The 13,834-nt window shown below is 42.4% G+C and carries 12 protein-coding genes and 1 riboswitch; of the genes, 10 read left to right on the top strand and 2 right to left on the bottom strand.

Annotation, left to right across the window (positions count from 1 at the left end; genetic code table 11):
* Positions 1 to 116: 116 nt before the first annotated feature.
* The 10 genes from CRO04_RS16850 to CRO04_RS16805 all read left to right on the top strand — a co-directional run bounded on the left by CRO04_RS16850 (position 117) and on the right by CRO04_RS16805 (position 10,426).
* Complete coding sequence (locus CRO04_RS16850; protein ID WP_242974525.1) at positions 117 to 1,049, top strand: S1 RNA-binding domain-containing protein; 933 nt, start codon at positions 117 to 119, stop codon at positions 1,047 to 1,049.
* Between the two features lie 129 nt (positions 1,050 to 1,178).
* A complete protein-coding gene (locus CRO04_RS16845) occupies positions 1,179 to 1,856 on the top strand; it encodes a GTP pyrophosphokinase (protein ID WP_097005407.1) in 678 nt (225 codons plus the stop codon).
* A gap of 74 nt (positions 1,857 to 1,930) precedes the next feature.
* Positions 1,931 to 3,730 carry a glycerophosphodiester phosphodiesterase gene (locus tag CRO04_RS16840; RefSeq protein ID WP_097005406.1) on the top strand — a complete coding sequence of 600 codons (1,800 nt, stop codon included), beginning with the start codon at positions 1,931 to 1,933 and terminating at the stop codon, positions 3,728 to 3,730.
* Between the two features lie 14 nt (positions 3,731 to 3,744).
* Positions 3,745 to 4,203: a D-aminoacyl-tRNA deacylase gene (gene dtd / locus CRO04_RS16835; RefSeq protein ID WP_097005405.1), complete on the top strand. Its 459-nt coding sequence runs from the start codon at positions 3,745 to 3,747 to the stop codon at positions 4,201 to 4,203.
* A 41-nt stretch (positions 4,204 to 4,244) separates the two neighbouring features.
* A complete protein-coding gene (locus tag CRO04_RS16830) occupies positions 4,245 to 5,639 on the top strand; it encodes an aminopeptidase (RefSeq protein ID WP_330400871.1) in 1,395 nt (464 codons plus the stop codon).
* Between the two features lie 125 nt (positions 5,640 to 5,764).
* Entirely contained in the window at positions 5,765 to 6,868 is a 1,104-nt protein-coding gene (gene tig, locus CRO04_RS16825) for a trigger factor (protein WP_097005498.1), read from the top strand.
* Positions 6,869 to 6,893: 25 nt separating this feature from the next.
* Positions 6,894 to 7,478, top strand: a complete 585-nt coding sequence (locus CRO04_RS16820) for a xanthine phosphoribosyltransferase (protein WP_097005403.1) — start codon at positions 6,894 to 6,896, stop codon at positions 7,476 to 7,478.
* Positions 7,475 to 8,272, top strand: a complete 798-nt coding sequence (locus CRO04_RS16815) for an HAD family hydrolase (RefSeq protein ID WP_097005402.1) — start codon at positions 7,475 to 7,477, stop codon at positions 8,270 to 8,272. Before CRO04_RS16820 ends, CRO04_RS16815 begins: the two co-directional genes overlap by 4 nt.
* A 242-nt stretch (positions 8,273 to 8,514) precedes the next feature.
* A complete protein-coding gene (locus CRO04_RS16810) occupies positions 8,515 to 9,771 on the top strand; it encodes an AAA family ATPase (RefSeq protein ID WP_097005401.1) in 1,257 nt (418 codons plus the stop codon).
* Between the two features lies 1 nt (position 9,772).
* On the top strand, positions 9,773 to 10,426 hold the full coding sequence (locus CRO04_RS16805) for an RloB family protein (RefSeq protein WP_097005400.1): 654 nt from the start codon (positions 9,773 to 9,775) through the stop codon (positions 10,424 to 10,426).
* A gap of 84 nt (positions 10,427 to 10,510) precedes the next feature.
* On the opposite strand, the gene CRO04_RS16800 is transcribed toward CRO04_RS16805, so the two are convergent.
* Together CRO04_RS16800 and CRO04_RS16795 are read right to left on the bottom strand one after the other, a co-directional pair.
* On the bottom strand, positions 10,511 to 11,920 hold the full coding sequence (locus CRO04_RS16800; protein ID WP_097005399.1) for an NAD(P)/FAD-dependent oxidoreductase: 1,410 nt from the start codon (positions 11,918 to 11,920) through the stop codon (positions 10,511 to 10,513).
* 11 nt (positions 11,921 to 11,931) lie between these two features.
* Positions 11,932 to 12,027: riboswitch (purine riboswitch) on the bottom strand.
* A 43-nt stretch (positions 12,028 to 12,070) separates the two neighbouring features.
* Positions 12,071 to 13,741, bottom strand: coding sequence for a DUF4091 domain-containing protein (locus CRO04_RS16795; protein ID WP_097005398.1), 1,671 nt, complete (start codon positions 13,739 to 13,741; stop codon positions 12,071 to 12,073).
* Between the last annotated feature and the right edge of the window lie 93 nt (positions 13,742 to 13,834).

Raw genomic sequence — 13,834 nt, 5'->3', positions numbered from 1 at the left:
TTCTTAAAATATAACATATTTTTCCTGAGAAAACTATAGAAATATCAGGCGGGATGTGTTAAATATATACTTAGATTATGCCTGAAATAAGGTATTTTATGAATGGAGGAATTCTTATGGAAGAAGAGATGAAGACAGACGCTATCCCGCAGGAGCGTGTGGAAACCATGGATGATTATAAAGCAGAGCTGGAGGCATCCTTTAAACGTGTCAGAGAAGGTGATACAATAACCGGAACAGTCATCCGTGTAAGTGAGGACCAGGTATTTCTGGATCTGAAATATTACGCAGAAGGGATTATTAACAAAGAAGACTTAAGCAGTGATCCTGATTTCAACCCTCTTCTGGAGATTCATAATGGAGATGAAATCACCGCAACCGTTGTTAAAACTGATGACGGGGAGGGCAATATCGTGCTCTCAAGAAAGCTTCAGAATGATCAGGCAGCCTGGGATAAATTAAAGACCATGATGGAAGACCGCACCATTATGAAGGTAAAGATCGCAGAGATTGTAAAAGGCGGAGCAGTGGTTTACCTGGAAGGAATCCGTGGATTTATTCCAGCGTCCAAACTGGCTGCAGAGTATGTTGAGGATCTGGAGGAGTTCAGTGGAAAAACCATAGATGTTACGGTGATTACTGCGGATGAAGAAAATAACAGGCTGGTTCTCTCCGGAAAGGAACCTGCTTTATTAAAACAGAAGGAAGAAACGAACCGGAAAATTGCAAAATGCCAGGCCGGTGCAGTTATGGAAGGAACCGTTGATACCATTAAGGATTATGGTGCATTTATCAATTTGGAAAATGGTCTTTCCGGTCTCCTTCATATATCCCAGATCAGCAATCAGAGAATCAAGCATCCCGGCGTTGTTTTAAAAGAAGGGCAGACTGTAAAGGTTAAAATTCTTTCAACTGCAGATAATAAGATCAGCCTGAGTATGAAAGCGGTGGAAGCCGGCGAGGAAGAGTCAGAAGAGATCTTTGATTACAAGGAAGAGGGAAGTGCATCCACCGGACTTGCCAATCTTCTGAAAGGATTAAAATTTTAGAAACTGGGGAAAAAGAATATAAAATATTGGGTTTCTATGGTATACTATGAAAGGAGTAGCAGGGGCTGTCTATCGGGCTGCCCCTGTCTCACTGACCCGACAGGTTTCCAAGGAGAGGGGGAATGTGGAATGAATATTCCCAAATCATTTAATCAGGTTGACCAGTGGAAATCCATTATATTTTTGTATGATTCTGCATTAAGGGAGATTAATACAAAAATAGAAATACTCAATAATGAGTTTGTGCATATCTATAATTACAACCCCATTGAGCACATCAAGTCAAGACTTAAGACACCAGACAGTATTGTTAAAAAATTAAAACGGTACGGATACGATGTGACCATAGATAATATGGTGGAAAAGTTAAACGATATTGCAGGAATCAGGATTATCTGCTCGTTTACTTCAGATATTTACCAGATTGCTGAGATGATAACAAAGCAAAGTGATGTAACAGTCCTTTATGTAAAGGATTACATTGAAAATCCTAAGCCTAACGGATATAAAAGCTACCACATGGTAGTGACCATACCAATTTATCTGACGGATGGACCGGTTGATACTAAGGTAGAGGTTCAGATCAGAACAGTTGCCATGGATTTCTGGGCAAGTCTGGAGCATAAGATATATTATAAATTTGAAGGTAATGCGCCGGCATATCTGCAGCAGGAATTGAAAGCCTGTGCAGATGTGGTCAATATGCTTGATAAGAAGATGTTTTCTTTGAATCAGGCTATTCTGGAGTTGAGTGAAGCTCAAAAACCAATACCAGACGGTCAGGACAGCAAGGCAGAGGAAGAGTAAAGAAAAAGGTGCAAGACCTGACAATTCCGCCCGCTTAGTGCTGTTTTTTATCTTCATAAAAAGAAGGTTTTTTTATGGGCACATTAACAAAAGACACATTTAAAATTCTCAGATATAATCAAAGGAATGGTCTTATCTTTACGCTGCTGTTTCGCCTGGTCACAGCGCCTTTGTACCTGTTTGCCTTAAATACAGGTCTTAAGTTTTCGCTCAAAATGGCGGATTACAGTTATTTAACTGCGTCTAATATCGGATCTTTTCTAATGAAGCCATGGACAGCAGTAATGATTGCTGCTCTTCTGATTCTTGGGATTTTAACCATGCTTCTGGAAACGGGGTGTCTGATTACCCTGTATCAGGGAGCATTTTATTACAGAAAGCTGACTTTGTGGCAGATTTTTGCAGGAGGAATATCAAAACTATACGATGAGATACGCCGCAAAAACTGGCAGCTGGGACTACTGGTGCTGGCGGATTATTTTATTACCAATCTGTATCTGGTCTATCGGGTTTTTACTCATGTAAAACCCATTAATTTTGTTACTTCTGAACTGTTAAGACGGCCGTGGGGCAGGGTGATGCTGATATCATCGGTTCTTTTAATCCTGTTTTTTGTAGTTCCGGGCCTATATGTCTTTCATACCTGTATGATCGAACAGAAGCGGTTTCGGGATGGGTATCTGAAAAGCTGGTGGCTTTTAAGACGCAGGATTTTTGAAGTTCTGCCCCTGATGCTTTGCTATTATGGGGCGGTCATTCTTGCGTTTTTTGTTCTCTACGGGTTCTGTGTGTTTCTTACCGCGGTTGCGGTCACCTTATTTACAGATAACAGACTGGCACTTGCTGTGCTTCCCGCGGCCTGTGACTGGATTGAACTGGTGCTTATTTTCTTTTCCAGCATGCTTCTGGCTGTGGGTAAATACGGTGCAGTCAGTGTCCAGTATTTCCGGTTTAACAGCCGGATGTCCAGAAAGGCGGCAGCAATCGGATATGAAGGAAAGCCTTTTGGTAACCGGAAGACAGCGGGAATCATCATGGCATCCGCTGCAGTGCTTTGTCTGCTGTCTCTCTTTTATGTATTAAGAAACGGTTCCGTTATCACTGGAGATATGCTTAGTGAGATGAAGATTACAGCCCACCGGGGCAGTTCCAATGAAGCACCGGAGAATACCATGGCGGCGCTCCGTAAGTCTGTGGATGACCTGGCTGATTTTGCTGAGATAGATGTGCAGGAGACAAAGGACGGGATTGTAGTTCTGGGTCATGATTATACGTTAAACAGGGTGGCAGGTATTAACCGAACCATCGCCTCCTTCCGTTACGACGATTTAAGCAGTCTGGATGTGGGATCCTGGTATTCAGAGGAATACAGAGGGGAGAATATTCCCACTTTAAAGGAAGCCATGGAATACTGCAAAGGCAGGATCAATTTAAATATTGAGATTAAGAACGTGGGTGATAAGAGTGATCTGCCGGATAAGGTGAGGAAGCTGATTGAAGAATATAAGATGGAGGACCAGTGTGTGGTGACCTCCAGCCGGTTTTCCTATCTGGTAAGAATCAAAAAGGCAAATTCCCAGATCCGGACCGGTTATATCATTTCTGCAGCTTACGGTGATTTTTATTCCAGTGATTCCATAGATTTTATCAGCCTTCGTTCCAGCTTCATCAATGAACGGCTGGTTGAGGCTGCCCATAAAAAGGGCAAGGCAGTTCATGCCTGGACTGTAAATGGAAAGAGTGAGATGGAGCGAATGAAGATGCTGGGAGTGGATAATATCATTACAGACTATCCCATTCTTGCGCGGGAGATTATCTACCGTGAGGCGGCTACAGAAAGTCTGCTGGAATATTTGCGGCTGGTATTAAAATAGACAGGAGAACACAGATGAGAATTGTATTACAGCGGGTCGCCCATGCTGCGGTTACCGTAGATGGGCAGGAGACCGGCTCGATTGGGAAGGGCTTCCTGCTTTTGCTGGGAGTTTCCGATACGGATACGGAAGAAATTGCTGATAAGATGGTGGATAAGATATGCAGACTCAGAATCTTCCCGGATGAGAATGGGAAAACCAATTTATCCCTATCCCAGGTAGAGGGGGAGCTTCTTGTAGTGAGTCAGTTTACGCTCTATGCAGACTGCAGAAAAGGGAACCGCCCCAGTTTTGCAGGAGCAGGCTCTCCCCAGCTGGCAGAGCATCTTTATGAATACGCAGCTGCCCGCTTCGGTACTTACGTAAAACGGGTACAGACCGGCCGCTTCGGTGCAGATATGAAGGTTTTATTATTAAATGACGGACCATTTACTTTGGTTTTGGACAGTGATACGATCTGTCCGGCAATTTAGCAACAGGGCACAGTCCCAATAACAAAGGAGGATTATTTATCATGGATAAAACAATTGGACAGACTCTTCAGGAAGAATTAACATTTAAATTTCCCCATATAGGAAAAGATGCACCTGAACAGATAGGAGAAGCAGAACAGTTTTGCACCGGTTATAAGAGATTTCTGGATAATGGTAAGACAGAGCGGGAATGTGTCAGAGAGGCTGCAGCCATGCTGGAGATGCAGGGATATGTTCCTTTCGACACAACAAAGTCCTACAAAGCAGGTGATAAAGTATATCAGATAAACAGGGGCAAGGCAATCCTTGCAACAACGTTTGGAAGAGAAGGGCTGGAGAAGGGGCTTCGCATGAACGGTGCCCACATTGATTCTCCAAGACTTGATTTAAAGCCCAATCCGGTTTATGAAAAGAACGATCTGGCTTATTTTAAGACCCATTATTACGGCGGAATCCGTAAGTACCAGTGGGCTACGGTCCCGTTAGCCATGCATGGCGTGATCATTAAGAAAAGCGGAGAAGTGATGGAAGTCAATATCGGTGAAAAGGAAGGCGACCCTGTATTTTGTATTACAGACTTACTTCCCCATCTGGCAGCAGATCAAAATGACAGAAAGCTTGGGGATGGACTGAAGGGGGAGGAACTGAATGTTATCATCGGCTCTCTTCCTTTTAATGACGAGGCGGAGTTAAAAGAGCCTGTAAAACTGATGACCCTGAAACTGTTACATGACCGCCTTGGAATTACAGAAGCAGATTTCCTCCGTGCAGAGATCGAGCTGGTACCGGCACAAAAAGCCAGTGATGTGGGCCTGGACCGGAGCATCATCGGTGCATACGGGCAGGATGACAGGGTATGTGCCTACACCGCTCTTATGGCTGAGATTGATGCGGTAAATCCGGAATATACCACAGTAACCGTACTGGCAGATAAGGAAGAGATCGGCTCAGACGGCAATACCGGATTAAACTCCCATTTTGTACTTCATTATATTGAGGATCTGGCAGAGATGGCCCATGCAAACGTCAGAACGGTTCTGCGTAATTCCATCTGTTTATCCTCTGATGTGAATGCAGCATATGATCCAACCTTTGCGTCCGTTTATGAAGAGCGTAATTCCTGCTACATCAATAAAGGCTGTGTCCTGACAAAGTATACCGGAGTCAGAGGAAAAGCCGGGTCCAACGATGCCAGTGCAGAGCTGATGGCAAAGGTAATAGCCATGATGGACAAGGAAGGCGTATACTGGCAGATTGGTGAGCTGGGCGCAGTAGACCAGGGAGGCGGCGGAACCATAGCCAAGTATGTGGCAGCGATGGATGTGGACGTAGTGGATTTAGGAGTGCCGATTCTCTCCATGCATTCTCCCTTTGAGCTTTCTTCCAAACTGGATGTTTACAATACATACAAAGCATTCCGGGCTTTTTACAAATAATAACGGAATATTGAAATTTTTGTTAATTTCAGGAAAGTGCTTTTTTTACTGTGTCTGATATGGTATAACTGACAGGAAGCAGTGCGATTTTGATCTATAATTTTAGAAGGAAAAAGGATTGTATTATGAAAAAAATTTTAAATGTATGTATGTGCGGTCTTATTGCCGCCGCTATTGTAACCGGCTGTTCCAAAAAACCGGCGGTTGAAACGACAGCAGCACCGGAATCCACGGAAGCAACGGAATCCTCCGCTCAGGAGACAGTACCGTCTGTAGATTTATCAAAAGTGGATAACGGAACCATTACTCTTGGGAATTACATGGGCATTGAAGTAAAAAGAGATGCCGTTGAAGTGACAGATGAGGAAGTGCAGCAGGCAATTGACAGTGATCTTGCCGCTCATGAAAAAGATGTAGAGGTAGATCGTGCCATACAGTCTGGCGATGTGGTAAACATTGATTTCGTTGGTAAGAAAGACGGGACTGCATTTGATGGCGGGACTGCACAGGGTTATGATTTAACCATTGGATCCAATCAGTTTATCCCTGGCTTTGAAGAAGGCCTGGTGGGAGCAAAAAAAGGAGACAAGCGTTCTTTGGATCTTACATTTCCGGCAGAATACAACAACAAGGATCTGGCTGGAAAACCGGTAGTATTTGAGGTAACAGTCAATACCATTAAGGAAAAGCAGACTCCTGAGCTGAATGATGCATTTGTTCAGGAAAACACAAAATTCAAGACAGTTGATGAATATAAGGAAGATAAGAAACAGACGCTGATCCAGAATAAGAATGATGAGGCAGATCAGAATGTGAAAGGCAGCATTTATGAAGCTGTTTTAGCAAATTCTAAGGTTGAAGCGAATCAGGAAGCCATTGATGCCAATGTTGAGAATGTAATTGCCAGATATACCAACCAGGCAGCATCCTATGGTATGGATTTCTCTTCATTTATCACAGCGTTTACCGGAATGAAGGAAGAAGACTTCAGAAATACGGTGAAGACCCAGGCGGAAGGAATCGTAAAACAGAGACTGGTATTAAATGCAATTGCTGATAAAGAGGGAATCACGGTCAGCGATGATGACCGCAAAGATGTGGCACAGAAGATGGGCTATGAAAATGTAGACAGCATGGTCCAGGCTGCAGGACAGTATGAAGTGGATGATTATATCATCAGCAACAAAGTTCTGGATTTCTTAAAAGAGAACGCAAAGATAACGGAATAAATCACATACCATAGGGGGAACCTTTATGCAGCTTTTAAAGGACAGAATACGGAAGGACGGAAAGATCAAGTCCGGTGACGTACTGAAAGTAGACAGCTTTTTAAATCACCAGATGGATATTAAGCTGTTCGTGGAGATCGGAAAAGAGTTTAAGAGACGATTTGCAGATGAAGAAGTCAACAAGATCCTGACCATTGAGGCTTCCGGTATCGGTATCGCATGCATCGTAGCACAATATTTTGATGTACCTGTGGTATTTGCCAAGAAATCCAAGACGAAGAACATAGCCGGTGATGTTTATACCACTCAGGTAGAATCTTTTACCCATGGCAGAACCTATGATGTGATGGTGTCCAAAGAATTTATAGGAGCCGGTGACAAGGTGCTGCTGATTGATGATTTCTTAGCCAACGGGAAAGCGCTGGAGGGACTTGCAGCGATTGTAAAAGACTCCGGTGCAGAACTGATCGGAGCCGGGATTGTTATTGAAAAGGGATTTCAGCCCGGTGGAGACCGCCTTCGTTCCGAGGGTATCCGGGTAGAATCCCTGGCAATCGTGGAAAGCATGGATGAAACCGCCGGTACCATCTGTTTTAGGGGTGACCGATGACCGGGAAGAGAAAAGCCCTGTTTTTTGATATTGACGGCACACTTTTTTCGGAAATTAACCGGAATGTACCGGAGAGCGCAAAACACGCCATTGAACAGGCAAGGAAGACAGGGCATCTGGTGTTTATTAATTCCGGACGTACCTATTGCCTTACCAGTCCAATTCGGTCTCTCCTACAGGTGGATGGCTATTGCTGCGGCTGCGGAACACGGATTGTAGCGGGGGAAGAAGTTCTCTACTCCGCTACAATTCCTCATGAAACGGGTATAAAGATTAAAAAAATGATTCTGAAATATGGTCTTGACGGAATCTTAGAGGGAACAGAAAGCTGCTATTTTAATAAAACGGAATCACGGATCGCTAAGGTCAGAACCATGAAGGAAAATGTAGCTCGTGAGGGAAACTGCTCTTCATATAGCTGGGATGATGACTGTTATGATTTTGATAAATTCTGCGTTATGGAGGATGAGCAAAGTGACATGAAAGGATTCGCCCGGGAATTAGGACTGGATTTTGAGATTATCAACCGGGGAGGCGGATTCTACGAATGCGTTCCGGCAGGGCACTCTAAGGCGACTGCCATTGAAGCAGTGATAGAGCATTATGGAGTGGAACTTGCGGATACATATGTATTCGGTGACAGTACCAATGATTTATCTATGTTTGAGTATGCAAAGAACTGTATTGTCATGGGACATCACAGCGTGGAACTGGAACCTTATGCTACGTTTTATACAAAGAATGTGGAAGATAATGGAGTTGCCTATGCTATGAAAAAGTTGGGTATTATCTAAATCATTCAGAATAATAAAAGGGAGTGTTGCAAAATGATGTGAAATCTTTATGATTACATATCAAAAGCGATGCTCCTGCTTTTTAACATAAATCAGTTGCTCTATCTAGCAGGTTCTTAGGAATCTGCTTTTGCTTTTATGTAAAATAAGTACATATATATGAGATTATTTCACACTTGAGTGTTGATTTTATGCCAATATTGGGTATAATAGAATTTAGAATAGAAGGTGAGGTGGATACAATGTTAATACAATTCAATTTTAAAAATTATAAATCCTTCAGAGACGAAGCTACATTAGACCTATCAGCAACCAAAATGACTGAGTTCTCAGAACGTGTTGTTTGCATTGGCAATGATAAAATTCTTACGGTTGCAGCAATTTATGGTGCAAATGCCAGTGGAAAGTCAAATGTCTACAACGCGTTTGAATACATGACAAAATATGTAGTAGAATCATTTAAGTACGGTGACGAAGAAGAAAAATTTACAGAATATAGACCAACCCCGTTTTTGTTTGACTGTAAATCAGAAAATGTAGAATCTAGTTTTGAAATCTATTTTACAATACCTGGTGATAAAGCGGAAAAATCATATAACTATGGGTTTTGTATTGGTAAAGAAGGTATTACAGAAGAATGGCTAAATGTAAAAGCAAAAACAGCAAGAAAATATAGCCCTGTATTTTATCGTTCAGAGGATACTTTGAATCTTATTGGTATACCCAAAAACAGCAGAGAGAATATTGAAGTTGCTTTAGAAAAGCAGGTTTTGATTGTATCATTGGGCGCCAAATTGAAGATTGCAAAATGCAAAGCAATTCGTGATTGGTTTTTTACAAATCAATTTGCGGATTTTGGAGATGTGTTTACCAATTTCTTCATGTCAAGAAGATTGCCAAAAGAATTTGTAGAAGATAAAAACGTGCAAAAGAAAGTAGTTGAATATTTTGCATCTTTTGATGAAAACATTAAAGATTTTCGTGTTGAAAAAATTCCGGCAGAGGGAGACTCAAAAGAAGGTAAATATAAAATTAGTGCACTTCATAAAAAGATAGACTCGGATGATATGGCAGAAATTCCATTAGCTATGGAATCTGCAGGAACCTTAAAAATGTTTGCCTTATATCCAGAGCTACAGGAAGTAATCAACAAAGGAAGCGTGTTTTTTATAGATGAATTAAATGCACGATTACACCCACTACTGGTAAGAAACTTTATTCTTACATTTTTAAATCCACAAATAAATGTAAATCATGCACAGCTGGTATTCACAACTCATGATACTTGGCAGCTATCAAATTTATTGCTTAGACGTGATGAGATTTGGTTTACTGATAAAAATCATCAAGGCATATCAACTTTATATTCACTGGCAGATTTTGTAGATGAAGATGGAACTAGAATTAGGAAGGATGAGAGTTACGAAAAGAATTATCTGATTGGTAAGTACGGCGCAATTCCAACCTTAAAGAGTATTGACATTTTTAAGGAGGGGTAAGATGGCAAAAAACGAAAGAACAGGTAATCGGAAAACAAGGGAACAACGAAATAAGATCAGAGTACCCGAATTGGGGTATTATCTAATTGTTACAGATACGGAGGCTACAGAACGATGTTACTTTAATGGCTTACATGATAGTCTGCCTTATGAGCTTCAAGATAAGCTAGTAATTCGTGTAGTTGAGACCAAAACACGAGATATGATAGATAAATGTATGGAATTGACAGTATATGAAGCACAGTATCGCATGCCGTGGATTGTGTTTGATAGAGATCAAGTGAAAGATTTCGATATTATAATTAATGAAGCAAGAGAAAAAGGAATCGGAGTAGGCTGGTCGAATCCATGCTTTGAAATCTGGATTTATGCCTACTTTGGTTCCATGCCTGCACTGCTGGAATCATGGACGTGTTGTTCTGAGTTAGGTAAAGTGTATGAAAGTAGAACAGGACAAAAGTATTCCAAAGCTGACAACAATATTTACAGTAAAATTTGTAAGAATGGTGATGAAGAGAAAGCTATTAAAATTGCACAGCAGAAACTTGAGCAGTGCATTAGAGATGGTAAATTTAAGCCATCAGAGATGTGGCCGTGTACAACGGTGCATGAGTTGGTGGGGGAGATAAAAAGTAAAATTAATAAGGTTCATTAATTTATATATGGAATGGGGGGTAAATTATGGGTGCAAAAACAATAAGCGTAAAATTAGGGGGGCAACACCCCCCATTTTTACACTTTAATTTAATTTGCTTAAAATACTTCTGGCAACGCTGATTCCGTTGGCCGAAGCCTGCTGAAGACCTCTGGTTACAGACGCACCATCTCCGATGGCGCGAAGTCCCATAACATTGGTTTCAAAATCACTGTTAACAACGACTTTATTGGAGTAGAATTTAACCTCCACGCCATAAAGAAGAGTCTCATCGCTGGCAATACCCGGTGTAACCTTATCCAGAGCCAGAAGCATCTCTTTGATATCAACCATAATTCTGTGAGGAAATACCAGAGACAGATCGCCGGGAACCGCATCCTTTAAAGTAGGAATGATATTGTTGCGGCATAAGCGCTCTTCTGTGGTACGTCTGCCTCTCTGGAAATCACCGAAGGTCTGTACCAGAATTCTTCCGTCACACAGCATGTTGCTTAGCTGTGAGATATGCTTTCCGTATTCGATCGGTGTCTTAAAAGGCTTAGTAAAGTTTTTTGATACAAGGATCGCAAAATTCGTGTTATTGGTTTTAAATTCCTGGGACTTGTAGGCGTGTCCATTGACCACTGCCAGTCCGTTTTCATAGTATTCCGTCGCTACTTCTCCTGAGGGATTGGTACAGAAGGTACGTACTTTATCATCAAAGGTTGGTGTATAATAAACCAGCTTTGCTTCGTAAAGATTCTTATTCAAGAATTCCATTACTTCATCTCTGACTTCAACACGGACTCCGATATCAACGGTTCCCACCTTTGTCTCAATTCCATGATTTCCGCAGATATGACTGAACCAGTCAGATCCTTCGCGGCCGATGGCAGAAACGATCTCAGATGCCTCATAGATCTCATCCTTATCAGTGATAATTCCCTTTGCCTGATTATCCTCAATCATGATGTCCTTCACCATGGTATTAAATTCCATCTCCACGCCCTGATCCAGCAAATGCTCCTGCAGACGGGTGTAGATTTTATAGCCTTCCTCCGTGCCAAGATGGCGGATGGGGCATTCGATCAGTTTTAAATTGGCGTTAATGGCTTTGCGTCGGATCTCCTGGATCTCCTTTTGCTTGTCCACACCGTATACATTGGTGTCAGCGCCGAATTTTAAATAAATATTATCAGATTCCTTTAACAGTTCCACGGTTTTATCATATCCCAGTATTTCAGGAAGGTTCCCTCCTACATCCGGGGATAACGATAGCTTTCCGTCTGAGAATGCTCCTGCACCTGCAAATCCAGTGGTAATGGAGCAGGGTTTGCAGCCTACGCATACTTTGGTTGTACGTTTTGGACAGGTACGTTTTTCAATTGGGCGGCCCTTCTCAATCATAAGGATCTTTAGATCCGGTTTTTTCTCGATCAGTTCATAGGCGCAGAAAATGCCGGAGGGGCCTGCACCGATGATGATCACATCATATTTTTTTAAAGCTTCCTTCATGAACATCACTCCTTTTTCCTTCTAACTCTTATAGTCAACTATTGAGGTAGTTGGTAGAAACGTTCAACCAATTTTGAACTTATATAAGCGCAACGGTATTATTCTATCATAATGCCTGGAGATATGACAAGGTACAATATACCATTTTCATCATCTTTTTCTTTCGATATGCTGCTTTATGGCCCGGTTGATTTTATTTCTGATCAATATCAGATATGCGGCTGATTTTGGATAAGTCTTAAATGTTATCGGTTCCGACAAGTCCTCTTCCAAAAGTGTTATGACAGCCTCCCTGCCAATATATTGTTCTAACAGCTTCAATGCTCTGTGATCCTGTATGGCTTCGTATAAAACCATAAGACGGATGGATTCTTCCGGATGCCTGTCTGCTCCGGGATAAACTAAAAATGCATCGCCGGAGGGAAAACTTCCACCGCTGTCAGTGACCAGATAGGGATTTATATGTTCCATGGAATATTCGGAATTATAGAAGTTAAAACCCCAGTGAAGGATTCCTTCCATTCCAAACTTATAGACCTGGATTCCATAAATCCGGTTTCGTGGTGATGGCATGGCCATAAAACGGTTGGCTACATCGACACACTGTGCGGTGCAATAGTAGCTCCATAAATGAGGAACACCATGCTGTAAAAACGGTTCGATATGGTCGGTGGCACAAACAGGCCGCTCGGCCAGACCTGCCTCATAAAAAGAATAGTCTGAAAGAGCATCGATCACGTTACAGCCCTTTAAATGTCTCATAACGGATTCTCTGGCTGCGGCATAGGATTCTAAATGGGCGTTTCGTGGTTCGTCTGAGATATGAAACCAGGTGTCATTAAGAATATCCAGAAGCGTTAACTCCTCAATCAGTGCCGGAAGGAACTGATTGAGAAAGCAGGTATATTCCCCTAAGGCAGGGGTATGCCACCCGAACCGCTTCACGGTTTTTCCATTTTTAGTAACCAGGATCTTTGGTGCAAAGCCCGCACCCCATTGGGTGAACAGATGAGCCATCTCAAAATATTTAATTCCGCAGGCTTTACAGATTGTAACCCATCGCCTCAACCGGGTGAAATCAAACTGATAGCTGTCGTCTGCTTCGGTTATGCCCACCAGCTGAATGGTGGTCCGTTCCCCGCCTCTGGCGGTATCAAGCGGCGGTGTAAAGATGGGGGTGAGTATCATATTCATGCCCCGTTTTCCATAAAGAGCAATAAAATTTTCAAGGATTTCCCAGTGCTCGTCTGAAAATACAGGGACTTGATAATAATCAGCCAGACAGTCGCCATGAAACCATTCGGTATGAATGAGTTCCTGTCTGGGCAGTGCTGCGGAAATAACTTCGATCCTGGCAGTGACAGAGGCGGCTGTCTGTTTTTCCCCGTTTATTATGGAAATCGTGACGGGATAAATGCCCGCAGGAATTTCACTGGTGAGAGTAATCTCGATCCACAGGCTCTGCCATTTGCCGGGTATCAGTACAAGCTGATTCTGGTCCGGGTTTCGGAGAAGATCGGGATAAAGACCTGGTGTGTGGCGCAGATAATTGCTGTCCCGTCTCTCGTGGGAAGGATAGGATGAGGGGACAGAAATCACCTGGCGGATGTTTATATATCTTTTTAGAGGAGAATCAATAGTAACTTCCATTGTTTCCTTTTCGTTTCCGGAGAAAGAGCAGGCGGCCTGAAATGAAACCGTCTCTCCCCAGAGACCGCTAAGGCGGCAGCATTCCGGATAAAACACGGGCTCTTCATCGGTAAATACTTTAGTCAGTGAACTTAGAAGGATCATTTGGTAAGAATTTTTAATTTGTTCCATGTCAGGTTCCTTTCTCAATTACCTACATTATAACTTCCGGAATGCTGGTTTTCAATGGAATTAAATTATTCTGTGATTCTGCCTTTACATCCT

Source organism: Lacrimispora amygdalina (assembly GCF_900205965.1).
Lineage (GTDB): Bacteria > Bacillota > Clostridia > Lachnospirales > Lachnospiraceae > Lacrimispora > Lacrimispora amygdalina_A.
Note: the sequence above shows the minus strand (reverse complement) of the source record. Positions and strands in the feature narration are given on the sequence as shown.